This window comes from Paenibacillus sp. FSL R7-0216, assembly GCF_037969915.1.
In the GTDB taxonomy this organism is placed as follows: domain Bacteria; phylum Bacillota; class Bacilli; order Paenibacillales; family Paenibacillaceae; genus Fontibacillus; species Fontibacillus rhizolycopersici.
In genome coordinates this window covers 4985317-5009821 of record NZ_CP150222.1, presented here as the reverse complement: position 1 = coordinate 5009821, position 24505 = coordinate 4985317, and the positions used below count along the sequence as shown (strand labels likewise).

22 protein-coding genes are annotated in these 24505 nt (G+C 54.3%); 14 read left to right on the top strand and 8 right to left on the bottom strand.

What is annotated here, in order from left to right; translation table 11 throughout:
* Positions 1-400 precede the first annotated feature (400 nt).
* Complete coding sequence (locus tag MKZ15_RS23055; protein WP_155604681.1) at positions 401-637, top strand: heavy-metal-associated domain-containing protein; 237 nt, start codon at positions 401-403, stop codon at positions 635-637.
* Positions 621-2519, top strand: coding sequence for a cation-translocating P-type ATPase (locus MKZ15_RS23050; RefSeq protein WP_339818513.1), 1899 nt, complete (start codon positions 621-623; stop codon positions 2517-2519). The genes MKZ15_RS23055 and MKZ15_RS23050 overlap by 17 nt, the downstream gene beginning before the upstream one ends.
* Here MKZ15_RS23050 and MKZ15_RS23045 read toward each other — a convergent pair.
* A complete protein-coding gene (locus MKZ15_RS23045; protein ID WP_155604683.1) occupies positions 2506-3150 on the bottom strand; it encodes a peroxiredoxin-like family protein in 645 nt (214 codons plus the stop codon). The two genes, MKZ15_RS23050 and MKZ15_RS23045, sit on opposite strands and share 14 nt — an antisense overlap.
* Before the next feature lie 318 nt (positions 3151-3468).
* On the bottom strand, positions 3469-4086 hold the full coding sequence (locus MKZ15_RS23040; RefSeq protein ID WP_193418923.1) for a TetR/AcrR family transcriptional regulator: 618 nt from the start codon (positions 4084-4086) through the stop codon (positions 3469-3471).
* Between the two features lie 114 nt (positions 4087-4200).
* On the opposite strand from MKZ15_RS23040, the gene MKZ15_RS23035 reads away from it, so the two are divergent.
* From MKZ15_RS23035 to MKZ15_RS23010, 6 genes are all read left to right on the top strand, one after another.
* A complete protein-coding gene (locus MKZ15_RS23035) occupies positions 4201-4953 on the top strand; it encodes a histidine phosphatase family protein (protein ID WP_339818509.1) in 753 nt (250 codons plus the stop codon).
* Positions 4954-5314: 361 nt separating this feature from the next.
* Complete coding sequence (locus tag MKZ15_RS23030) at positions 5315-6238, top strand: DUF4180 domain-containing protein (protein WP_339818507.1); 924 nt, start codon at positions 5315-5317, stop codon at positions 6236-6238.
* Between the two features lie 98 nt (positions 6239-6336).
* Complete coding sequence (locus MKZ15_RS23025) at positions 6337-7284, top strand: SMI1/KNR4 family protein (protein ID WP_339818504.1); 948 nt, start codon at positions 6337-6339, stop codon at positions 7282-7284.
* Positions 7285-7792: 508 nt separating this feature from the next.
* The gene (locus MKZ15_RS23020; RefSeq protein WP_339818502.1) at positions 7793-8521 is read left to right on the top strand and encodes a GntR family transcriptional regulator; all 729 of its coding nucleotides are present in this window, start codon (positions 7793-7795) and stop codon (positions 8519-8521) included.
* A 266-nt stretch (positions 8522-8787) separates the two neighbouring features.
* Positions 8788-11172 carry a phosphoketolase family protein gene (locus MKZ15_RS23015; RefSeq protein ID WP_213622400.1) on the top strand — a complete coding sequence of 795 codons (2385 nt, stop codon included), beginning with the start codon at positions 8788-8790 and terminating at the stop codon, positions 11170-11172.
* 188 nt (positions 11173-11360) lie between these two features.
* On the top strand, positions 11361-11846 hold the full coding sequence (locus MKZ15_RS23010) for a pyridoxamine 5'-phosphate oxidase family protein (RefSeq protein WP_155604688.1): 486 nt from the start codon (positions 11361-11363) through the stop codon (positions 11844-11846).
* A gap of 54 nt (positions 11847-11900) precedes the next feature.
* Here MKZ15_RS23010 and MKZ15_RS23005 read toward each other — a convergent pair whose 3' ends face one another.
* From MKZ15_RS23005 to MKZ15_RS22985, 5 genes are all read right to left on the bottom strand, one after another.
* A complete protein-coding gene (locus tag MKZ15_RS23005; RefSeq protein ID WP_339818500.1) occupies positions 11901-12848 on the bottom strand; it encodes a DUF4405 domain-containing protein in 948 nt (315 codons plus the stop codon).
* Between the two features lie 130 nt (positions 12849-12978).
* Positions 12979-13926, bottom strand: coding sequence for a GGDEF domain-containing protein (locus MKZ15_RS23000; RefSeq protein ID WP_339818498.1), 948 nt, complete (start codon positions 13924-13926; stop codon positions 12979-12981).
* Positions 13927-13944: 18 nt separating this feature from the next.
* Positions 13945-14808 carry an EAL domain-containing protein gene (locus MKZ15_RS22995; RefSeq protein ID WP_339818496.1) on the bottom strand — a complete coding sequence of 288 codons (864 nt, stop codon included), beginning with the start codon at positions 14806-14808 and terminating at the stop codon, positions 13945-13947.
* Positions 14809-15023: 215 nt separating this feature from the next.
* Positions 15024-17210: a bifunctional 2',3'-cyclic-nucleotide 2'-phosphodiesterase/3'-nucleotidase gene (locus MKZ15_RS22990; RefSeq protein WP_339822570.1), complete on the bottom strand. Its 2187-nt coding sequence runs from the start codon at positions 17208-17210 to the stop codon at positions 15024-15026.
* Positions 17211-17774: 564 nt separating this feature from the next.
* Positions 17775-19214, bottom strand: coding sequence for a DHA2 family efflux MFS transporter permease subunit (locus MKZ15_RS22985; RefSeq protein ID WP_339822568.1), 1440 nt, complete (start codon positions 19212-19214; stop codon positions 17775-17777).
* Positions 19215-19439: 225 nt separating this feature from the next.
* On the opposite strand from MKZ15_RS22985, the gene MKZ15_RS22980 reads away from it, so the two are divergent.
* The 4 genes from MKZ15_RS22980 (at position 19440) to hprK (ending at position 22721) form a co-directional block, all read left to right on the top strand.
* Positions 19440-19994 carry a TetR/AcrR family transcriptional regulator gene (locus MKZ15_RS22980; RefSeq protein ID WP_339818493.1) on the top strand — a complete coding sequence of 185 codons (555 nt, stop codon included), beginning with the start codon at positions 19440-19442 and terminating at the stop codon, positions 19992-19994.
* Between the two features lie 175 nt (positions 19995-20169).
* Positions 20170-20991, top strand: coding sequence for a sugar phosphate isomerase/epimerase (locus MKZ15_RS22975; RefSeq protein WP_339818491.1), 822 nt, complete (start codon positions 20170-20172; stop codon positions 20989-20991).
* Positions 20988-21788 (top strand): AAC(3) family N-acetyltransferase, encoded by an 801-nt coding sequence (locus tag MKZ15_RS22970; RefSeq protein ID WP_193416894.1) that lies wholly within the window; start codon positions 20988-20990, stop codon positions 21786-21788. Before MKZ15_RS22975 ends, MKZ15_RS22970 begins: the two co-directional genes overlap by 4 nt.
* A 15-nt stretch (positions 21789-21803) precedes the next feature.
* Positions 21804-22721, top strand: coding sequence for an HPr(Ser) kinase/phosphatase (hprK, locus tag MKZ15_RS22965; RefSeq protein ID WP_193416895.1), 918 nt, complete (start codon positions 21804-21806; stop codon positions 22719-22721).
* A gap of 14 nt (positions 22722-22735) precedes the next feature.
* Here hprK and MKZ15_RS22960 read toward each other — a convergent pair whose 3' ends face one another.
* Positions 22736-23260, bottom strand: a complete 525-nt coding sequence (locus MKZ15_RS22960) for a ClbS/DfsB family four-helix bundle protein (RefSeq protein ID WP_339818487.1) — start codon at positions 23258-23260, stop codon at positions 22736-22738.
* Positions 23261-23397: 137 nt separating this feature from the next.
* Here MKZ15_RS22960 and MKZ15_RS22955 point away from each other — a divergent pair, with 137 nt between their 5' ends.
* Together MKZ15_RS22955 and MKZ15_RS22950 are read left to right on the top strand one after the other, a co-directional pair.
* The gene (locus MKZ15_RS22955; protein WP_339818483.1) at positions 23398-24033 is read left to right on the top strand and encodes a TetR/AcrR family transcriptional regulator; all 636 of its coding nucleotides are present in this window, start codon (positions 23398-23400) and stop codon (positions 24031-24033) included.
* Entirely contained in the window at positions 24018-24479 is a 462-nt protein-coding gene (locus MKZ15_RS22950; protein ID WP_213622389.1) for a DUF2269 family protein, read from the top strand. The genes MKZ15_RS22955 and MKZ15_RS22950 overlap by 16 nt, the downstream gene beginning before the upstream one ends.
* The last annotated feature ends 26 nt before the right edge of the window (positions 24480-24505 follow it).

The window sequence follows — 24505 nt, the reverse complement described above, 5'->3', positions numbered from 1 at the left end:
TCTGCCCGTCCATCTACTCATTTGTCTGCGCGTCCGTCTGTGCTAACGCTTGCCACGAGTCTTATTTGGCAAAAGACAGGGGGGCTGGCGTTCTGACGCTTGTCAGCGAGCTTATGGACGGAAAATAAGATGTAGAACTCGAAAAATCGACCCAATAGAGTTCCAGGTAAGCGTTACGCGTAGAAAACTTCCATTTTGGCGCGAATAGCGTTTGTCACAAGCGTTACACGACTAGGCTCATTCCGTCGCACCCAGTCGAACCCGTAACCCCCCGTAACCCTCCGTACCCCCCATCGCACCCCGTCGCACATCCCTAATCACCAACTTGACGCGAATCAAGGAAACCCTTTGGCATCCAGGTTACGATGAAGCCATCGATAACCGAAAGGAGATATGCCAAATGGTCAACGTGAAATGGAAAGTAGAAGAGTTAACTTGTCCGAGCTGCATCAAGAAAATCGAAACCGTACTGACGAAACAGCCGGGGGTACAGGAAGCTAAAGTGTTGTTCCACTCCAGCCAAGTGAAAGTTGAGTTTGACGAGAAACAGGTGCAGGAGGAGCAACTGAGAAACGCAATGGCGAAGCTGGGTTACCCGGTCATTGGGGGAGGTCAGAGCGATGGCCAAACCTCGTAAAGCGGCAGCGTTGTTGGCGTCTGGGCTGCTTCTAGCCCTGGCGGGCGGGTTCCACCTTCTGGGCTGGGAGGTTGCACAGAATGGGGCGTTGCTGCTGGCGTCTGCGATATCCGGATGGACGATCGCGGTCAAAGCAGTTCAATCGCTTCGGATGTCCGCCTTCAGCATCGAGCTGTTGGTGACGATCGCGATGATCGGAGCGGTGATCCTAGGCGAATACGTCGAGGCGGCCGCAGTGGCCTTCTTGTTCCGGCTGGGGGCGTACCTCGAGGCGATTACGCTAGGCAAGACGCGCTCCGCCTTGAAGGCGTTGGTCGATCTGGCCCCAGCCGAAGCTATCGTCCTGCGGGACGGCACCCAGGTCAAGTTGCTCGCGTCCGAAGTGGTCCGGGGGGACCGGGTGCTTCTGCCTTCGGGTAGCAAAATCGCGGTCGACGGCCAGGTCGCTTCCGGTCAGGCCCTCGTTAACGAAGCTGCGATCACTGGAGAGCCGGTTCCCGTCGCTAAGCAGGTTCACGACCGCGTCTTCAGCGGAACGACCGTGGATACCGGATACCTTGAAGTCATCGCGGAGCAAGTTGGCGAAGACACGACCTTTGCCAAAATCATCGAGCTTGTCGAAGAAGCCCAGGAGTCCAAGGCAAAGACGCAAAAGTTTCTCGACAAATTTGCCTCCTACTATACGCCGGGCATGCTGGCGCTGGCGGTTCTGGTTTACTTTATCTCTCGAAATCCGGAGCTGGCGCTAACGTTTCTGGTGATCGCTTGTCCTGGGGCACTGGTCATTTCCGCTCCCGTGTCCATGGTGGCCGGACTCGGTAACGGAGCCGCGAACGGATTGCTGGTCAAGGGCGGAGAGGTTCTCGAAAACCTGGCAAAGGCGGAAGTCATCGTATTCGACAAGACGGGAACGTTGACGGAAGGCAGACCGGGCGTGGTTGCGGTACACACCTATGGCGGCACGCAGGAACGCGAGCTATTGATGCTGGCCGCCGCAGTCGAGTCTGCATCGGAGCATCCGCTTGGCCAGGCCATCGTGAACGCGGCGAAGGAGCGGGAAGTCGAGCCCGCCGAGCGGCCGGAGCGGGTGGAAGTGCACAAAGGAAGCGGGATTAGCGGAACGGTTGGCGGAAAGGCTGTTTTAGTTGGAAAACGGGAGTGGATGGATCATTTAGGCGTTGCGAAGAACAAGGAAGCGTGGACGGAGGCCGAACGCCAAGAGAAGCAGGGCTATACCGTCGTGTTTGTGGCAACTGACGAGAAATTGATCGGCATGGTCGCCATCACCGACCCTGTGCGGCCCGAAGCGAAGGAAGCGATCCGGGAACTCAAGCGGCAGGGGGTGAAGCGGGTCTTGATGCTGACCGGCGACAATCGACATGCCGCCCAACACGTCGCGGATCGGGTGGGGATCGACCAGGTTTACGCAGGGCTTTTACCGGCCGATAAAGTGGCACATATCCAGGAATGGAAGCGTCAGGGGTACCGCGTCGCCATGCTTGGCGACGGCATCAACGACGCTCCGGCCATCGCCGCTGCTGACATCGGGATGGCAATGGGAGGGACGGGAACGGACGTTGCGATTGAGACGGCGGATGCCGTCATCATGACCGATCGGCTGGATAAACTGGTATACGCCCGCCAGCTGGCGAAACGCACGGTCCGCAACATGAAGCAAAACGTATCGTTTGCCGTGGCGGTGGTGGTTCTGTTGCTGGCAGGCGTATTAACGGAGCATATTTATCTGGCTTCCGGTATGTTTATTCACGAATTCAGCGTGCTGCTGGTGATTCTGAATGCACTTCGCTTGACGCGGCGCGGGCGCAGTTCCGGCCGGAATAAGGGGCGGGACGCAGAACCCAAGGCAATTACAGGCGTCTAAGTTGCTCCAGGATGTCCTCCGGATCGGGGCGTTTCATGAAATCCGGCTCGACATAGGCGGAGCGGACGATACCCGATTCGTCGATCATAAACGTGGATGTAACTGGCAAGATCCAGCGGTTGGTAGCATTGTATTCAGCTAGATCCAGGTTGAATTTGTTAAGAAAGATGTCCTGAATGTAGTCCGGTACATCGTACAGAATGTTATAAGCCGCCGCGGTTAATCCGTTCGTATCGCTCAGGACCTGGAATTGAAGATCTTCTTTCTCTTGCTGAGTCAGTGTATTATCGGGACTTTGCGGACTAACGGCAATCAAACGGCCGCCGATGGCTTCGATTTGCGGAAGCACCTTCTGATACGAACGTAGCTGCATATTGCAGAAGGGGCACCAGCCTCCCCGATAAAAAGTCAGCACAACCGGACCTTGGGACAATTCGTCGTACAGATTCACGGCTTGCCCAAGCGAGTTGTTTAAAGTAAAGTCTTTAGCTTTTTGGCCCTCCGACAGACCGAACGCATTGCCCGCTTGCTGTTGCCCATTGATCAAGCGGAATAACTCGTTATACACATCGGCTGGGGTATTTGCAATAAACTCTTGTCTCATTTGATCCAGGGTTTGCGTGAATGTCATCTTCATACACCTCATTTAGGTAGATACGGCGGCCCCTCCGCTGTACGGGGTGGGGACTTCCGTTCGTTCTATTTTGGAGTGACCACTCCATTTTTAAGCTGATCTCATTTTATTTAAATTTTTTTGGATTGTCAACTCCATTTTTCAGAAAAGGAGGATGTTCCTCCTTCGCAGATCACACAAAAACCCCGCAACCCGGCGTTTACCGCCGGTTACGGGGTCCATTAAAAACGTAGATTAACCTCCTTTGCTGTGGCCGATTCCGGGTGCAAGCCCGGGTTGTCTCTTTTTACTTGGAGACCGAACGGCGCACCGTCATCATACGAGATAGGAACGGATATGCTCCAAGATCGCATCGAGCACAGCCTCTAGCGCACAGATATCCTTGCGGACCTGCGTCATCAGCAGGCCGCCCTGCAAGGCAGTCAACAGCGCCAACGCCAGCCGGTCCGGGTCAGCATCAGCGCGCATTTCTCCACGTGCATGCATCGCGCGCAGCCCTTGGCTGATCGCCTGCTCCCACTGCAGGAAACACGCGGCAAGCGCCGTGCGGGCTGCCGGTTCCATGTCCGCAAGCTCGCTGGCCAGCGAACCGATCGGGCAACCGCCTTGATACTCTCGGTCAACCTGCAGTTGAATAACGGCGTCGCGCCAGGTTTGCAGCGCCTCCATGCTGTCCAGATGGCTAAGCAAAGGCTCTTGTGCGCCCAGCACCTGCTCCGTCTGGAACAGGATGACGGCCTGCACCAGCTCTCTCTTCTCTTTGAAGTAGTGATAAAGCTGGGAGGAGCTGACCTTGGCCTCCTTCTGTACATCCTCCACGCTCGTTCCGGCAACGCCGCGTTCGAACATCAGTCCGGCGGCGGCCGCGACGATGCGGCTGCGCGTTTCTTTTCCCTTCTTTGTGAGTTTCTGTTCCGAGTTGATTGTTGTCATCGTGTTCTTCATGAGCTTAGTATATCAAAAATGGAGTTATCCATCCAGAAATGAATGACGCCTTTCCGGTGCACACTAGGGATCGAGATATGTGTCACAAAGGAGGTCAAACAAATGAAACTTGAAGCAAGGGGCGGCATCCGTCTCATAGGGAGATTGGCGATGCTGCTTGCCCTGTTGGCATTTTCGCTTTCGTTCGAGGCGGGAAGCGCAGAGGCTTCCCGGCCGGAAGGGGAGGGCATCTCGGCCTCACTGTCGGCAGCGCTGCGCCAGGGCGGCTACGTGATTTACGTCCGGCACGGCGAAGCCAACATCGGCGAGGACCAGCCAGGGCTGCGGCCGGAGGACTGCGCGACGCAGCGCAATTTGTCCGCCGTCGGCCGCGACCAGGCGCGCCAATTCGGCGACGCGCTGCGGGCGCGTGGCATCCCGGTGGCGACGCCGATGCTGGCCAGTCCGCTGTGCCGGACGCGCGAAACCGCCGCGCTGGCCTTTGGCCCCGCCCGGGTGCAGGCCGTGCCGGCGCTGCTCGGGCTGGCGCGGCTAGGCGCCCCCGGCGGGGCGGCAGCGCCCGCGGAGCGGGAGGCGACTTTGCGCGCGCTGGACGCGCTGCTGGAGGAGCCGCCTCCGGCCGGCGCCAACCGCGTGATCGTCGCCCACAGCTTCCCGCCGGGCGTCGGGTTTGGACCGCTCCCCGAGATGGGAGCGGTCATCGTGCACCCGCGCGGCCGGGGGCAGGGCTACGACCTCGTGGCCCGCGTCCCGTTGGACGCTTGGGCCAGCCTGCGGCCCGGTAGGCAAACCCGCAGAAGCTTCAGGCCGTTATTGAGGCGGCCTGAAGTTTTTTTCAAGGCAGCATTCCGCTAACGGACCGTAAAGACTTTATTGTCCAATTTCCCGGAGATTTCCCGTGCTTACGGACGGGAATGACGTTATTTCGGGAACGCTAGCTAAATTCGCATCCATTTGGAGCCTATAAGGTCTTTGGAGTCCGTTAGATTTGGGGAGAGTGTCATTTAGCACCAATAACGGCTCTCCGGTCCGTTAGCCCCCTTGCTTTTTAACCCTATTCCCCCACTTCGCTTGGTTTACCCCCTCCCTCTTTACTCTTCGGCATCGCTTATTGTCTTTACCTCACCCGCTCATCATAGCCTTGCGCCTATATGCTTGCGTTTCCGGAAACATATGTTACTATTAACATAGGTTAATGAAAACAGGAGTGAATCAAATGTCGATCAACTATGCGATTCTTGGGATGCTGAGCGCCCGTTCCCTGACTGGCTATGACTTGAAGAAGATCATCCAGGATTCGCCGTTCATGCCCTGGTCGGGCAACAACAATCAAATCTACAAGGCACTGGTGGAATTGCTGGAAGAGGGGTGGGTGACCAACGAGGTGCACCATCAGGACAGCGCCCCGTCGAAGAAGATCTATACGATCACCGATGCCGGGCGGGAAGAGCTGAAGGCCTGGGTGCTGTCTCCGCCGGAGCTGCCGGAGTTCAAAAACACCTTCCTGGTGCGCCTCGCCTGGGCGGATTCGCTAGATCCCAAAGAGCTGAATGCACTCCTCACGGGGTATGAGCAGGAAATTTACCTGCAGATCGCCGCAGAAGAGGAGAAGCTGCGCAGGGGTGAGTTCTCACCGCGCCGCACAACCCGCGAAGCCTATCTATGGGAGCAAATCCACGGCCGTGTCTTGGAGCAATACCGGAGCGAACTCGACTGGATCCGCCAACTGCGCGAAGACCTGGGAATCCGTCATCCGAAGGAAGGGGAGAACCATACCATGAACTATCAACTTGTGGAAAAAAACAATCAAACGATCGTCGTCGTGTCGTCCACCGAACCGCCGATCGCGACCGGTAAGGACGCCATTGGCCTGATCGAAGTGTGCATCGAGCATAACGCAGGACGGATCGCAGTTCATGCCGAGGCGTTGTCTGAGGACTTTTTTAAGTTAAGAACAGGAGTGGCCGGAGAAATTCTGCAGAAATTCGTGAACTTCTCGCTCCGCGCCGCCATTATTGTTGCCGACGGGAGCTTGATTAAAGGGCGGATGAAGGAGTTGCTCGCCGAATCCAATCGAGGCAACATGTTCCGAGTATTTGCCAGTCAAGCCGAAGCGGAGGAATGGTTGGCGGGAGAATAAGAAGAGGCTTGTACGCCTCCCAAGTGGGCCTTGCTGGTGATGCATGTCCCGGAGATGGTATAATTTGCTTATGGAAAATGCGCTTGGGAGGCCAATCGATGAGAGAAGAGCTATTGGAACAATTGCAAACGTGGCATGAAGAAGATGAGTACGAACAGATCGTTCAAGCCATTATAGACGTGCCGGCGGAGGAAAGAGATTATGAGCTCGTAAACCATTTAGGGCGGGCGCTGAACAATCTGGAGCGGTATGATGAGGCGGTCGAGCAGTTCCTGACTGTTGCCGCGGAGGGCCAGGAGGATCCGCTTTGGCATTACCGGATCGGCTTGGCGTATTACTACTTGGGCCGGTACGACGAAGCGCGGACGGCGTTCGAGAACGCCGATCGGTTGGAGCCGGGAGACGAGGACACCCTGGAATTCCTGAGCTGGATCGAGGAAAAGACGGCCGAGGGCGCATCTGGATCGGAAGCGACTCCAAACGAGGCAGCATCTGAGACGGAAGCGACGAAGCCGGAGGCCGGGCAAACCTTGGCGGCACCGGTTACTTTCGAGGGTGACTTCGACGCGGCGAGCTTCTGGGATGACGGCAATCCCGCGGCCGAAAAGTACGTCTCCGCACCGCCAACTGACGCATTAATCGAGTCCGTGGAGGAGTCGCTTGTTTTCCGTCTGCCGGCTTTTTACGTGAACCTGATGAAAGTGCATAATGGCGGAATCCCCCGGGGCCGATACTTCCGGAGCGAATCCGGCGAGACCGTCGAAATTTTAGGTCTCATGGGTATCGGGCGCGAGAAACCGCACTCGCTGTGCGGAGCCGCCGGGAGCCGCGCGACGATCGAGCGGGAGGGGTATCCCGAATTCGGCGTTGTCCTCTGCGATACGCCATCCGACGCCGGGGTGGTTATGCTCGACTACCGCGAATCCGCCAACGACGGCGAACCCGAAGTGGTTTACGTCGAGAAAGCGAGCAAGAAAGTCACCCGCCTGGCGCCGAGCTTCGAGGCGTTCGTCCGCGGGTTGACGGGCGGGGCGCAGCAAGGTTAGCCGCCAGGTTCAAACCATGACGGGTCACGCGAGTGTGTGACAGTTGCTCGCTTAAAATGCGGCGGTCCGTACGCGAGTGTGGGTCCGGATTCCCAAAGAGGTCGTCAGGATCCTAGGTCCTGGCGGTCCCTTTTTGCCGCATGGAGTCGATTTTTCAAATATAATAGGCCTTTTCCACCTCAGACGAGCAATTGGATATGATTTATCGAATACAATATGGGAAATCATCACCGAAAGGCCCATTGTGTATGATATTTCGAATACAATAAGCCACTTTGCCCTTTCAGCGACCTATTATATATGATTTTTCATATACAATAGGCCTTTTCCGCTTCAGACGAGCAATTGTATATGATTTTTCGAATACATTATGGCGAATCATCGCCGAATGGCCCATTATACTCGAAATTTCATAGATAATCCTCTCGACTCTCGTTGAGAATAGGGTATAGGGAGTTCCTCGTTCCGCCTAAAAAGGGTAGAATAAGAGGAGAAGGAGAGGTACCCCATGGCACAATTAGTCTATAAGCAAATCATAGACGACCTGAAGGAGAAGATTTTCTCCGGACAGTTTGCGAATATGAGACTGCCGGACGAGCGCAGCCTGAGCGAGACGTACCAGGTGAGCCGGAGTTCGGTGAAGCGCGCGCTGACGAAGATGGAGCATGACGGCATTATTTTTAAGAAGCGCGGTTCCGGCACGTTCATCAATCCCCTATACATAAAAAATGAGTCCATCTTCAACTACGAAGGCTCCAATCTTGGGGTCACCGACAACTTCCAGATGCACGGCAAGAAGCCGAAGGTGAAGGTGCTCAGCTTTGAGGTGATTCCGCCGACCGAGGAATTGCAGCGCGATTTGTTTCTGGAGCCGCATGATTTCGTGTACAAAATCGTCCGTCTGCGCCTCTTCGACGAGGAGCCGTTTATGATCGAAACGGGGTACATCCCCATCAAAATCGTGCAGGACCTGAACCAGACGATTATCGAGGGATCGATCTTCAACTATTTGGAGGACTCGCGGAACTTGGCCGTGACCAAGTCGTTCCTGTCGATCTACGCCGAGCCGTCCAATTCGCAGGACCAGGAGCTGCTGCATTTGGCACCAAATGAGCCGGTCAGCATTATGGAGGGGATCTTTTTCTTAGATAATGGCACGCCGTTCGAGTTCTCGCACATGCGGTTCCACTATAAATATTCGAAATTTAATACGTTCGTTTCGGTACAAGAGAAATAAGTGCGGAATGACATCCAAGCAGGCTGAACCAAGGTTCGGCCTGCTTTTTTTTATCCGGTGAGGGAAAATGGGCATACTAAAGGCACTGAAAGATGCAGCGGCGGACCGATCAATTTTCATAGTATGTTCAATATTTCACGTAATTGGACCGTATCAATTTTTAAAAAGGTCGTTATTATAGAAGTATAGGTGAAAACATTCACAAGGTTAGAATCGAACGCAACAGAACAAGATCAGAAAAAGAAAAAACAAAGGGAGTGGAAGAAATGGCATTTACGATGACGCAAGTCGATTATTCCTCCAAAACGTACCTGGCCAAGCTGGACGCTTATTGGCGCGCAACGAACTATATCTCGGTGGGGCAGTTGTACCTGAAGGACAACCCGCTGCTGCTGGAAACGTTGAAGGATTCGGATGTGAAGGTCAAGCCGATCGGGCACTGGGGCACGATTCCGGGCCAAAACTTCATTTACGCCCACCTGAACCGGGTCATCTGCAAATATGATCTGGATATGTTCTACGTCGAAGGACCGGGTCACGGCGGGCAAGTGATGGTATCGAACTCTTACCTGGATGGCAGCTATACGGAAATCTATCCGGAAATTACGCAGGATCTTCAAGGGATGAAGAAGTTGTTCAAGCAATTTTCCTTCCCGGGCGGGATTGCTTCCCACGCAGCACCGGAGACGCCGGGGTCGATTCATGAAGGCGGGGAATTGGGGTATTCGCTTTCGCATGGCGCAGGCGCGATTTTGGACCACCCGAACCTCATTTCGGCGGTCGTCGTAGGCGACGGGGAAGCCGAAACCGGACCGCTTGCGGCTTCTTGGTTCTCCAACCGGTTCATCAACCCGATCACGGACGGGGCTGTTCTGCCGATCTTGCACTTGAATGGATTTAAGATCAGCAACCCAACGATCCTGTCTCGTCAAACGAACGAGGAAATGACCGCTTATTTCAAAGGCATGGGCTGGGAACCGATTTTCGTAGAAGGCGAAGATCCGGAGTTGATGCATCCGGCGATGGCGAAGGCGCTGGACACGATCGTTGAGAAAATCCAAGCCATCCAGAAGCATGCGCGCGAAACCGGGGACGCTACTCGTCCGGTATGGCCGATGCTGGTATTCCGTTCCCCGAAAGGCTGGACGGGACCAAAGGAATGGGGTGGCGTGCCGAACGAAAATTCGTTCCGTGCCCACCAAGTACCGATTCCGGTAGACCAAAAGAACATGCAACACGCTCCGGCTTTGCTGGAATGGATGAAGAGCTACCGTCCGGAAGAGCTGTTCTACGAGAACGGTCGTTTGAGAGACGAACTCGCCGAAATCCTGCCGAAGGGCAACCGCCGCATGGGCAAAAATCCAGTTACCGACGCCGGCCGTCTGGTGAAGGATCTGCGCCTCCCAAATTTCCGGGATTATGCCCTCGATAACTCCGTACCGGGTAAAGTTGTCGCTCAGGACATGGCTGTGTTGGGTAAATACGTAGCCGAGGTCGTTCAACTGAACGAAGCGAACAAGAACTTCCGCATCTTCGGCCCGGACGAAACGATGTCCAACCGCCTCGGACCGGTGTTTGACGTCACTAAACGCCAATGGCTGGACGCCGTGAAGGAGCCAAACGATGAATTCCTGGCTTCCTATGGTCGCGTCATCGATTCGCAGCTGTCCGAGCATCAGGCGGAAGGCCTGCTGGAAGGGTATGTGCTGACTGGGCGCCATGGCTTCTTCGCCAGCTACGAAGCGTTCCTGCGCGTAGTTGATTCGATGATCACTCAGCACTTCAAATGGCTGCGCAAAGCAACGGACCATGGTTGGCGCGGGAAGATCCCGTCCTTGAACGTCGTGGCAACCTCCACGGTGTTCCAGCAGGATCACAACGGATATACGCACCAAGACCCAGGTTTGTTGGGCCATCTGGCTGACAAGAAGCCGGAGTTCATCCGCGAGTATTTGCCGGCGGACGCCAATACGCTGCTGGCCGTGTTTGATACGATCCTGAACGACCGTCAGAAGATCAACTTGATCGTCTCCTCCAAGCATCCGCGTCCGCAATGGTTTACGGCTGACGAAGCAGCGGAACTGGTGGAAAAAGGCTTGAAAGTGATCGACTGGGCCAGCACCGATCAAGGCGGCGAGCCGGATATCGTGTTCGCTTCCTCCGGCACGGAGCCGACGATGGAGAGCTTGGCCGCAATCAGCATTTTGCATGAGAAATTGCCCGATCTGAAAATCCGTTACATCAACGTTGTCGACCTGTTGAAGCTGAGAAGCCAGAAGCTGGATCCACGCGGCTTGTCCGATGCTGAATTCGACGCATTCTTTACCAAAGACAAACCGGTTGTGTTCGCGTTCCACGGTTATGAAGGCCTGATCAAGGACCTGTTCTTTGACCGCCACAACCATAATCTGCACGTACATGGTTACCGGGAAAATGGCGACATCACAACGCCGTTCGATATGCGCGTAGTGAACCAAATGGACCGGTTCGACCTGGTCAAAGAAGCGGTTTTGAACCTGCCGAACGCCGAGCAATACGCTTCGATCGCCGACGAAATGGATGCGATGGTGAAGAAGCACCACGCGTACATCCGCGAGGAAGGCATCGACCTACCGGAAGTGGAAAACTGGGTTTGGAAACCGCTGAAATAAGCGGATGCATGATTAAGCCTGCTCCCCTATAGGGGGGCGGGCTTTTATGTTCGAAATGTTGCAATACATACAACATTTGTTCCGCCATCCGCGCCCAGAATGGTTAATTTTGCCCTTCTCGGTTCACTCTAACGGGGTAGCTAGCAGTACCCATCCACCCCCAATAACCAACATGGAGTGAACTAGATATGACAAATGACCAAACGGCGCACCAGGAAGCCGTGGAAACCGTCCGGAAGTTGATCAAAGGCATCGAGATCGCCATGCTGACCACCGTCACGCAGGAAGGGCTGGTGTCGCGTCCGATGAAAACCCAGGAGGTCGAATTCGACGGCGACCTCTGGTTTCTGACGAAAGAGGAGACAGATAAATACACCCAACTCAAGCAGCATCCCAGCGTCAACGTGTCGTACGTGGGGAACTCCTACGTTTCGGTACGCGGAACTGCCGAGGTGGTCAACGACCGGGCGAAGATCGACCAATTCTGGAATGCGGCCTACGCCAAATTCCTGCACACCACCAGCGATGACCCGAGTCTAGTCCTGATCAAAGTGAAGGCCGAGGCGGCGGAATACTGGGAAACGGGCAATCTCGTCAAGATGGTCAAGCGTATGTTCTCCCAACTGACCGGCAAAGAAACGGAAGCCGAATTGAACAAGACGGTGAAGTTGTAGTACCTCGCAAAAAGGAGCAGCAGGATTTTTTATCCCGCTGCTCTTTTTTTCATCCTATTCGTTGCGGACTGGCAGCTTCCGGAAGGCTTTTCGCCTCATCAGCCATTTCTCCAGGTAATACACGGCGATGACCATTACGGCGATGATTCCCAAGTATTCGGCGATTACGCCAAAAACGTTCGGACCCGATCCGACCGATCCGATCCCGCGCCCTTCGCCTCGTAATCCGCCACTGGGTTTCCCGGAATGGTCCAAGCCCTCGCGGGATCCTCCTTCGTCGCCGTCAGGCCATTGAGGTCTTTCGCCGCTCTCCCGATCGAAATCACCATCCGCATCCATTTGGCCTCTCTCCCGGTCACCGAAGTCACCCGCGTGTGCCGTCATCGATTTCAAGCCCAATACGTTACTGATGCTCTGCACATGACCGACGAAGTTTGTGGCGTACATTTGATAAACCCCAAATACCAGAAGGAGTGCCACAGCCACTTTGGCGAGGACCCCTAACCTCGGTTTCTTCATGCGGTAATGAATAATTTGGTGGAACACGCCCACGGCCCATTTCCAATGCAGGCCAATATGTATGGCCACCAGGATCAGGACGAGGTAGGACACGGACATATGGGTCAGTTTAAACCAGGACTCGTTACCGAGGTGGATATTGGGGAATACCACCCGGGAGATGAAGATCCCGCTGATGATCACGAATCCCATGGATGCCAGCAGAAGCAAATTCAGGACATAGCTGAATCGCGTTTTGAGCGGCAATTTGCGGTCGAAGAGCTTCATCGTGATCTTGGCTACCCAACGCCAATTCAGCAAAATATGGGTCAGAATCGCGCCGCCCATGGCGACACCGGCGATTTCATGGAAAGGGAGCCCGCCCAGCACCTGTTTGTTGAAGAAAAGGACAAACGTCAACGCCATCAGCAGATCTAGTCCGAATTTGACGTACATGATTTCCTTTTTCTTACGATCCCGCGGTGGGGTCTGTCGTTCCTGCATGGACTATTCAGCCTCCTTGGCGAAGTTCTTGATCTGGACCAAGGATACGCTGCGAACCTTTAATGAACCTTAAAAACGGGAAGGGGCACATCACAATGAACCGAAGGTTAAGGAGGGATCGACCGAGTAACTAATTGGCGATGCTGATGCTGCCGGGCCGAGATTTGCAAATTTTCTTCATTCGGGTGGCTTCCTCAACGATTTGTTCCATGTTCTCGAAGTTGCGGATCCGGTTTGTTACCACGGCGATAGAGATCGATACGAGTGGAATTGGGCCATAAACGCCAGAACGTCCCTCGCCCAGGACGTAGTTGTTCTTCAGATCTTCTTTGCTATAGAACTCCTTCTTCAGGGCTTCGAAGCCATCGATGATTTTGGTGCATGCGTACGGATAGTTGTGATGGTTCAAGATGGCGATGAAATCATCCCCGCCAATATGGCCGAGAAAAGACCCCTGGCCGGAGAAGGGCTCACGCAGCAAATTCGCCGTAGCCTGGATGAGCGCGTCGCCCATTTTGAAGCCGTAACTGTCGTTATAGGATTTGAAATGATCGAGATCGATGTAGAGGACGCTGAATTGCTCTTGCCCGGAAGATTGCTGCAGGCGGTCGTCGATCAGTCGATTGCCGGGGAGCCCGGTCAGTGGATTCAGGAAACTCGCCATCTCCGCTCGGATGTTGGCAACTTCCAATAGCAGGCGTCGGATGCTGACAAACCCATGCAACTTCCCGTCCCGCAGGACCAGAACGCCTTCGTATAGCTCTTCCTCAGAACGGTTCATCGCCCGGATACTGACTTCCGTGATGGGCTCGTCCCATTCAACGACGAGGGGATGAGGGTTTACGACGAGCATGACGGGGCGGCCCATATAAATCTGGTAGCCGTATTGTGTGCCCAGCAGTTGGTAGAACCGAGCTCGCATCAATATTGCCGGACGACCGTTTTCGTCAATAACCGCTATGCCTTCCAGTTTGGGAGTTTGCTTAAAAAGATGGTTGACCAAGCCGCATTTCGTGTCGGGAGCGACGATCGGGATCGTCTCCGCAATTTCGCCGATGTTCGTCAACAAGTCGTACACCCTCCCTCTTATCCACCATTACTGTACGATTTCTCGCAAAGCATCATTACCCATTTCCGTAGCCGGTCTACCAAGTGCATATCCTTGCCCATATTCGATACCCACCCGTTGGAGAAATATTCGTTCTTCCGGCTCCTCAATGCCCTCGGCAATGATATGCGTGCCGGATTCGGCCGCAAACTCCTGAAGCAGCATCACGATACGTTGTTGATTAGGGTGAAGGTGGAGATGGCGAATCAGGGATTTGTCGATTTTAATAAATTCAGGCTTCAAGCTCACGATGGCCTTCAGGCTGTTGTAACCGGAGCCGGCGTCGTCGATGGCGATGCGAAACCCTTGGGAACGGTAATGAGATAAAATGCGCTCGAAGGCAACGTAGTCGTGTACCGCTTGTTTCTCCGTCAGTTCAAACACAACCTGTTGCGGCGATAAGCCGTACCGGGACATGAGTTGGATCGTTTCGCCGCTCCGGTAACCGGGGTCCGACAGCACCTGCGGATGTATATTAACGAATACAATGGTGTCCGCCGGTTTGCGAGAACGGATCAAGGCAAGCCGGAAGCGGTTGAAGGAGATATCGCGGCAAAAGCGTTCGAAGGCAAACACCTGGTCCGTTTGCCCGATGAAGTCGTAGAACGATTCGGTATGGGGAAACAAGGCCGATACCGGCGGACGGTTCAGCACTTCATATCCCAGGCAGGTTCCGTTCTGCAGATTCAAGATAGGTTGGAAAAACGTCGTCAGCGTTTGGTTGCGGATGATCTGCTGCAGGGCGTAGAACCTTCGGGAAGACAGCCAATATTGGCGGGTGGCGTGATAAAAATAGGTCATGTAATGATACAGACCGCTATTCACCTCGGTAGGAGAGAGCGGCGTTTTCATGTCGGATTCATCCTTTAGTTCCATATAATCGAGACCGGGACTTCGCAAAGCTTGTCTCTATAGTCCGATCGTATCACGCTCCGACCTTTTTAGCGTAAACGGAATGTTAGCGTCGCGTAAAATCTGGTCATCACCCATGTCGAATGTGGAAAAAAGCCGCCGATCGAGACTAACTCGATCGGCGGCTCTCTTGACGAGTGGTGCCTTGGGGATCGTTATTTCACCGGAATCGCGATCTTCTGTCCGATCCGGATCAGATGCGGGTTGGACAGTTTGTTGTATTTAGCCAGAGCCTGCCACGTTGTGCCGTGCTCCAGCGCGATGTCGTACAGGGTGTCGCCTTTCTTGACGATGTAGACGGTGTCCGTCCCGGCCGAAGGAGCTGGAGCGGGAACGGGCGTCGGCTTCGTCGGAGCAGGAGCAGGAGCAGGAGCCGGTTCAGGTGATGGAGCTGGCGCAGGCGTCGGTGTCGGTGCCGGGTTGGCCGACTCGGTAGTCGAGCTCAGTTGGAAGGTGGCATAACCGTCCTTCGTGTCGGCCAGGTACTTCAAGCTGCCCGACTTGGAAGCCGTCTCTTTGGCGGCTGGTGAAGTTGCGAACGTGACGTTGGCCTTGCCGAACGGAGCGAGCGACCAGTTGCCGTCCGCGGTCGGGTTGATCGTGCCGTTCTCGCGGATGTAGTCGATGATCACCTGGCGGTTCTCATCCGGCGAGGCTAGAATGATCCGTTTGCCGTCCGGGTTCGCGAATTTGCTGGACGACGCGCGGTAGTTGTTGCTGGCGACAACGAATTTTTGCGCCGGATCGATCGGTTTGCCATTATAAGACAGGTTCACGATGCGGCTCGATTTCTCGTTCAACACGCCGCCCTTGGCGTCGTATTTAGCCGGCTTCGTCACGTCGATTTGATACGTCACGCCGTCGATCACGTCGAAGTTGTACGTTGGGAAGTCATAGTTAACCAGTTCTTGAGCTTCCGTCTTGGCCGGATCGATTTGGTTGAACTGCCCGGCAGACCATTCGAGCCATTCCTTCAACTCAGCGCCGGTCACCAGCACGGCATTCACCGTGTTGGAATACAGGTACAGGTCGGCCACGTTCTTGATGGCGATGTCGCCTGCCGGAATGTCGGTGTAGTAGTTCGCGCCTTGGCGTCCGCCGGCTTTAAACGGGGCTCCGGCCGACAACACGGGCACGCCTTCATATTCTGTGCCCTGCAGATGCTTCTCTACGTACCATTTTTGCGCATTGGTAACGATTTGGATCGAGGGATCGTCTTGGATCAAAGCGAACCAGCTATTGATCGGCGCGCTGGTTTTGCCGACCGGTCCACGGACATACTCCAGCGTGTGCTCGTGATCCTCTTGGATTGCATCCCAAATCGTTGGGTCCGCGTCCACCAACGACTTCTTATTCACGGTGTCGAAGATGGGCTTTACGGCCACTTTGGAGTTCTTCACCGACCAGGCATCGCCGGATCTCTCCAGCGTCAGGTCGATGATTCCGAGGTTGTTGCCCCAATACCCCGGTTCGACGGCCGGTACGCCGTTGATCGTGCCTTTGGCCAAGTCGACGCCCGTCTTACCTTCAAAAGAGGCATCCGGGAATACCTTATGCGCGTGGCCGAACAAGATCGCGTCGATGCCTTCTACCTTGCTCAGGTACAGGACCGAGTTCTCCATCAGCGGCGTTTGCGGGATGTCCTCGAAGCCGGAGTGCGGCACCGCGATGATGAGGTCGGCGCCTTCTTTTTTCATCTGAGGCACGAATTTCTTCGCCGTCTCCACGATATCCTTCGTGACCAGCTTCCCTTCGAGATGCGCTTTGTCCCAGGATAGGATTTGCGGCGGTACGAAGCCGATGATTCCGACCTTCAGCTTGTGCTTCGCGCCCGTGCTGTCGGTTACCTCTTTATCGAGGATGAGATAAGGGGTGAAGGCGTTCTTGTCGTTCGATGGATCTTGATCCTTATCGTCCAGATAGATGTTGGCATTGACGTAAGGAAAATTCGAGCCTTTGACGGCGGTCTTGAGGAAGTCGAGGCCATAGTTGAACTCGTGGTTGCCGAAGTTGCCGGCATCATAACCGAGCAAATTCATCGCTTTGTAGACGGGATGGGTCTCGCCCTCCTGCAGCTTGTCAACGGTTGCAACGTAATCGCCCAGCGGGTTGCCCTGAATCAGGTCGCCGTTATCGATGAGCAAGCTGTTCTTCGCTTCCGAGCGAGCTTGTTTGATCAGCGTAGCCGTCTTAGCCAAGCCGTACTCGTCGGTTGGCTTGTCCGCAAAGTAATCATAGTTAACAATGTTCACGTGCAGATCGGTGGTCTCCAGGATGCGAAGCTCGACGGTCGCCGCTCCGGTACTGTCCGCTGCAGATGCCGAGAACGGCAGGGCTGCCAAACTAGCTGCCAACAGGGATGAGATCAGGATGAATTTCAGACTGCGAGGTTTGTTCAATTTCATTCCTCCTTCGAATTTGGGTACTCCCTGACATGGGTCATACGAAGCCTTGTGCCGAAAAATTATTTTAAATTGACTTTAATATTTTATATGAATTGGTAGGGATTGTCATGGGGAAAATTTCTATTTCACGAGAAAGAGAAAGATAACAGATTGTGCAGGAGGTACAAGGTGGGGGATCACATCTTTTGCGGCAAGGTGCGGTGCAAGTGTGGAAGGTCTTCATGGGCCAGACTGCAAGGGCGAGGCGTCGTTCGCTAGTGCATTTGATATGAAAAATCATACACAATTTCGTTTTGGATGAATGGAATCGGAAATCTATATGAAAAACCGAATAGAATGAGGCGTTTCCGCAGACTTCCGATGAATTCTATATGAAAAATCGCGTACAATCGGCCATTTCCGGTATTTCTATCAAATTGGATATGAAAAATCGAATAGATTACCGTTGGAAGCCCGGAAATAGGAAAGGCGACCGGAGGTTAAAGTCCGATCGCCTTCACTTTAGGATTCTTCAGCGGGTTGTGCTGCCATCTCTTCCGTTTTTTTCGATCCGGCCGCTCCTTTTCGGTTGGGCATGAAGATCGTGACCGCCAGTATCAAGACGCTTAGCACAGCCATGCACAGGTAGGCGTCGTTCGTGCCAAGGATCGATGACATCTCCTTCAGTTGGGCCTTGGAAAGTGCCCGGCCCGATTCCATCAAATCGGCGGCGTGGAATTTGGTTCTCGCCGTATAGATCGTGACGACCAGCGCCGTTCCGATCGCTCCCGCCACTTGCCGGACCGTGTTCGTCACGGCGGAACCGTGCGTGTTCATGTGCTTCGGTAGAGCGTTTAATCCAGCGGTGTTGAGCGGCATCGTGAGGAAGCTCAACCCGATGCGCAAGACGATCGTTCGCACGACCAAGTAGGTATAGGTCGTCGTTTCGGTTAAATGCGTCACTCCCCAGATGGCGGGAATCGTGAAGAGCAAACCGATGATGGCGATAGGCTTGACCCCGAACTTATCCAATAAGCGTCCGGAAACCGGTGACAATAATGCGTTGATCAAGGCCCCCGGCAACAGAAGCAAACCGGTCTCCAGCACCGAAAATCCCCGGCTGGCCTGCAAGTAAATCGGCAGCAAGATCATATCTGCATACATGACCATCATAATCAATACGCTGATGATCGTCGTGACCGTATACATCTTGTCCTGAAACACTCTCAAGTTCATAAGCGGGGTGGAAGCCTTCAATTGTCGCCGGCAGAACAGGAACAGAAAAATACCACCGACGAGGAGACAAGCCAGCACTTCGGCACTCCCCCAGCCTTTATTGCCCGCGTTGCTGAAGCCAAACAGAATACCGCCAAAGCCTATGGTCGAGTAGACGATGCTGACAAGATCCAGCTTCGGTTTCGAGGTCTCCGAGACATTCACCAAATATTTCAGGGCCAACGGAATGACGAGGGCGACCAGCGGCACCATCCCGATGAAAATCCAGCGCCATGATAGATGCTCGATGACGAAGCCGGCTAAGGTTGGCCCGATCGCTGGAGCGACGATCATGGCGAGGCCGATGAGCCCCATGGCCGCTCCGCGTCCTTCTTTGGGGAACACCACCAATACAACCATCATCAAGAGGGGCATGATAATGCCGGCACCTGCGGCTTGGATCAGCCGTCCTGTTAAGAGAAACGGAAAGCTTGGCGCGATGGCGTTGATGAATGTTCCGACCAGTAGTAGGAGCATGGAGCAGATAAACAACTGGCGGGTCGTAAACCGTTGCATGAGGAATGCCGTGACCGGCACCAAAATCCCGTTTACAAGCATGAAGCCGGTAATCAGCCACTGAACGGTCGTCGCGGTAATCGCGAATTCCTTCATTAGATCGGGCAACGCGACGTTGAGGATCGTTTGGTTCAGGATCGATAAGAATGAGCCCAATAGCAGGACGGGCATCAGGATTTTTTTATTCACCTGTGGGGTTGAGGGATTCAAGGTCGGGCTCCTTTCAAAAGGTCATTTATTGACGTAACGTCGACTAATTGATACTCTGTCGATAAAACATAGTATCATGCGAGCCGGTAAAAGGCCATTTACACTTTACGGAGAAGTGTAGACTATGCGACAGGGGGACGGAACGATGTCGAATAAGTTGCAGATGATCATCAAAGGAGAGATGAGATGTCGACCAATCCAGAAGAGAAGGTAGATCCTCGGGTCACGCGAACGAAACGCCTGTTTAGGGAGGCGCTGATTGCGTTGCTGCAGGAGAGCGCCGATCCGCATAAAGTCACTGTCCAGGGTTTGGCGAGTCGTGCGGGATTGAACCGGGCTACGTTTTATTTGCATTACCGCGACGTGGAGGATTTGCTGGAGCAGTTAACGAGGGAAGTGCTGGACGAGCTGGCCCGAAGAATGCGTCCGCTCACCGAGAGCGGCCCGTCTAAGGAGCAATCGCCTCTGGTTTCGTTTTTGGAGCAAATTTACGAGAACGCGGCATTATTTCAGGTCCTCATGGAAAATAAGGAGTTCCGCCACCGGTTATTCGCGATGCTCACCGATATCGTTTCGATTCGAAGGGAGCGGAGGAAGACGGCGGATCCCGCGAAGCAGGTTCCCATCCAAATCGTTGCCGCCTCATCGCTTGGCATCGTTTCTTGGTGGATCGAAGAAGGCACCCCGTATAGTCCAAGCTACTTGGCCGACCAAATCAACCAGATGTATCGAAGAAAGTGATCGGCTGCAGAAAGCTTGCGAAGAAGACCTTGCTTGATCGCTGCGAAGCGCGGGTGAGGTCTTTTGGCTAGAGGAGCTACTTCACATCATTGACACAGGAGTTTACCGAGAGAAGTCGAATGTATCCTTTAGCGGAGGAGTACGTATGGATTGAAGCCCAAAGGAGGAGAGATGGATGTCGGTAGGCATTCTAGCGCATTTGCTCGGGAAGCAGCCCTTTCGGGAACTGGCGGCGAAGGTAGCCGCATATGAGTTTCCGTATGTGCAGTTGGCTTTGTCCAAGGCCATTTCGGATGTGGATTGCTCGTTGGGAAAAATAAGCCCGGGATTGGCCTCCGAGATCGGTGGCGCTTTTGCGGATCAGGGCGTCCGGATTGCCGTACTCGGCTGCTACGCCAGCCTGATCGATTTGGATGACGAGAGTTACCGGCACAACGTGGACCGGTTTAAAGAGCATTTGCGGCATGCGCGGCATTTCGGCGCGCCGATCGTGGCGACGGAGGTGGGCAAGCCGGCGGATCGAAGCCGCCTGCCGGAGTATGAGGAGCGCCTCAACCGCGCATTGGAGGAGCTTGTAGAAGAAGCGGAGCGCTGGGGCGTGACCATTGGTCTCGAAGCCGCCCAAGGTCATCTCATCGATTCGCCGGAGACGATGGCGCAAACCCTGGAACGCTTCCCGTCCTCCTGCGTTGGCGTCGTCATCGATCCTTGCAACTTGATGAATGCCGATAACTTTACCCGCCAGGATGAAGTCATTCAAACGGCCTTCGACCTGCTGGGCCCCCGCATCGTGAGCGCCCACGCCAAGGATTTGCAGCGCAGCCCGAACGGCTTGCTGATCGAAACCGCCGCCGGGCTTGGGGAGTTGAATTACCCGCTGTTTTGGAAGCTGCTGGAGCAACACAAACCGCGTGGATTCGTAACATTGGAAGGCGTGACAGAAGAGCAGTGCGCCGAGGCAGCAAGATTCGTACACGAAGGGAGAGCGCAAGGATGAGGCATACGAAAGAGAGTTTATTCAAGCAACTGGAGGCGTTAGGCCTGGACGGTACGGGAACGGTGCTGGTCCATTCCTCCATGAAAAGCTTAGGCGAAGTGGAGGGCGGAGCGGATACCGTGTTGGATGCTTTTTCGGCGTATATGGAGCAAGGGTTGCTCGTGTTGCCTACCCATACCTGGTCGTACATCAATCACGATCAGCCTCGGTTCGAGGTCGAAAATTCACCGGTGTGTGTGGGCATTCTACCGGAACTCTTCCGTAAAAGGCCAGGGGTCATTCGCTCGTGGCATCCTACTCATTCGGTCGCCGCGTTGGGGCGGGAGGCCGAGGCGTTTACGGCGGAGGATCATCTGTTCGATACGCCTTGTGCCCGAGGTTCTTCGTGGGGGAAGCTGTTGGACCGCAAAGCGACGATTCTGCTGGTGGGGGTTGATTTGAAACGGAATACCTTCATTCATGGCGTCGAGGAATGGGCGGATATCCCGGGTAGAATGACGGACGACCACGAGATGTTATACACGATTACGCCGGATGGCACGGAGATTCCGGTCCCTTCCCGCAGGCATTGCGGGTTGCCTTGGTCGGAACATTTTTGGAAAGTCGAAGAAGTCCTTGAGGTTCGCGGCGCGATGCGTAAGGGCAAACTGGGGGATGCGGTTGTTCGAGTATGCGATGCGGCCGCCGTGGCGGAAGTGATCACGGAAATGTTAAGGGAGGAGCCGGATTTGTTCTCCGATAACGAGCCGCTGAAGAACCCGGAGCGCTGGATGGGAACGACATCGCATATTGAATAGCAGGAGGAGAATCAGATGAAAACGATCACCGTACAGAAGCTGGTGGACACGTTCCGTTTGGAAGTGCTGGCAGGGGAGGAGCACCTGGGTCGCGAGATCGATCGTCCCCGGGCGCATCGGCCGGGGCTGGAGTTCGTGGGATATTTCGATTTTTTTCCGATGAACCGGGTGCAGGTGCTGGGACGTAAGGAGATCAATTATTTGCTGACGTTAAGCGTGGAGGAACGCAAGCTGCATATCGGGAATATCGTCAAATATCACCCTCCGTGCTTCATTGTGACGTCCGGACAACAAGAGATTCCTTATTTGGAGCTGTACTGCGAGGAGGAGGGCATTCCGCTGCTGCGTACGGAGGAGACCGCGACGGAGTTTATCGCCAAGCTGGACGGTTACCTGGTCAAGGCATTGGCTCCGGAGATTTCGATTCACGGGGTGTGCGTGAACGTATCGGGCATCGGCATCCTGCTTCGCGGCAAGTCCGGGATCGGCAAAAGCGAAACGGCGCATACGCTGATCCGCAGGGGGCACCGTTTTGTCGCGGACGATATCGTGGTGTTGAAGAAATTGAGCCCCACCACGCTGCTCGGAACCCATAACGAGACAACCCGCGAATTCCTGGCATTACGCAGCATCGGGCTGATTAACGTGGTCCGCCAATACGGACGCCGGGCTTTTCAGGATGAGACGCGGATCGTCTTGGATATCGAGCTGGTGCCGTGGCAGGAGAATGCCCTCAACAACGAACTGGAGACGGTGCCGCAGTTCACGGAATACTTAGGCGTCCAAATCCCGCATATCGAAATCCAGCTCCAACCCGGCCGGGACGTCGCCGGCCTGATCGAGGCCGCGGCGAACAACTGGTACTTGAAGCAATTAGGTTACAGCGCGGTAGATGAGTTTATGAAGCGGATCGAGGGGGAGATGGGGGTGTAGGGGCGGGGGAGCGCTTATGTCTTCATCGACGAGCGAACTTTCTTCCACTTGCGGATTTTGCTGCGGAAGGATTTGAAAGGCGCTACGGTATTGATGTGGACCCATTTCCAAATCGGCCAGTTGGATGGGGTTGAAGCAGCCCACCTTCTGCCTCCCGGCGCAAATAATTCATCATCGCTGAAGCTCTCAAGCCAGGGCGTCAGCTCATCGACAGCCGCTATAAACAACGCCTTGAGTTGGGATAAGGTTTGGTCCCGATACGGGTCATAGAAGCTTTGATATAAACCACCTAATTGATTCCACTTAAATCCGGGCGCGGGAGTAACGACTTCTTTGCCTTCCAGTTCGTTGCGATCCCACCCGCGAATGAGATTGATCCAGCCCAGCTGATAGGCAATCATCTCCTGTGGCGTACGGTCCACTTCCTCCAACCGCAAGGCTTTATCCGTTTCGGGGATTCCTTCGAATTCCGCGATAAAAAGCTGAGCGGTTTTTTGGATTTCAGAGATTAAGGCTTGTTTGTTGGGGTATCCTTGCATGGCTGGATTCCTCCATGTGCGATTTTTATACCTATTATAACTCTCAGCGATCAGTTAAGTTTCACTATTTACAAACCAACGGTCGGTATTTATAATGAAATTACATAAAATTTGAAGTATGATCTGGAGGGTTGGTTTTGAAACAGGAGGAGCGCAGACAACGAACGTTAAGACAGCTGATCGATGCAACGAAAGCGTTGATTCAGGAGAAGGGATGCCATTCGATTACGATGCAGGACATCATGGGCAGATCCAGCCTGTCTAAAGGCGCGATTTTCCACTACGTCAACAGTAAGGATGAACTCTTTGTGATGCTTCTGCAAGAAGGGCTTGAAGAAACCAACAGACGCTTCATGAATGAGATCGAGGAAGGTCGGCGGAACTTTGATGATCCGATGCAGAAAATCAAGGACAGCATTGTCGAATACGAAAATCCGCAGAACGTGACCAACAAAGTGCTCGTGTACTTGTTCGGCAAAGAGGAGGATCCGGCGGTCGCGGTGGCCTTGAAGCAGTATTACGACCGATCCGTTTTCTTATCTCAACTCTGGATTGAAACAGGTCAGCAGCACGGCGTCATTCCCAAAACGGTTGAGGCGGACAAAACGGCGGAATTGTTCACCTTGATGACACTCGGCTTCCGAATTCGCGCAAGAATTCCGAATGTGCAGGCGATAGTTAAAGCGCAGGACTTAACCGCGCTGATGACGGACATTTTGAACCCCGGCAAAAACGGGAAGAGAAAGGATGAGCGGGCGTGGGAATTTGGTTGACCTTGCATGTTCTTGGTGTCTTACTGATGGTTGGGAATATCGTAACGGCGGCATTTTGGAAAATACGGGCCGACCGGACTCGAAATCCACTAATCATGCACGATGCAGCTAAGAATGTAATGATTGCGGACTATATTTTTACGATTCCCGGGCTTGCCCTGATCGTCCTTTCCGGCGGCATGATGACGGGGAGTTTGGGCTACTCTTTGGCGGGTCTCAATTGGCTGACCTTCTCCTTGGGCTTGTTTGCCGTGACCGGACTGATCTGGCTGCTTATCCTCATTCCCATGCAGCGCAAAATGATCCGCCTGAGCGCCGATGGCATTGAGAGTGGCACCGTCACAGCGGAATATCATAAGGCCTCTCGAAATTGGGCGGTGTATGGCACGATGGCTACCTTGCTGCCGCTCGGGATTCTTTTTCTCATGATCACCAAAGGTTTCTAATGCCATGGGATTCGCTTAATCTGAAA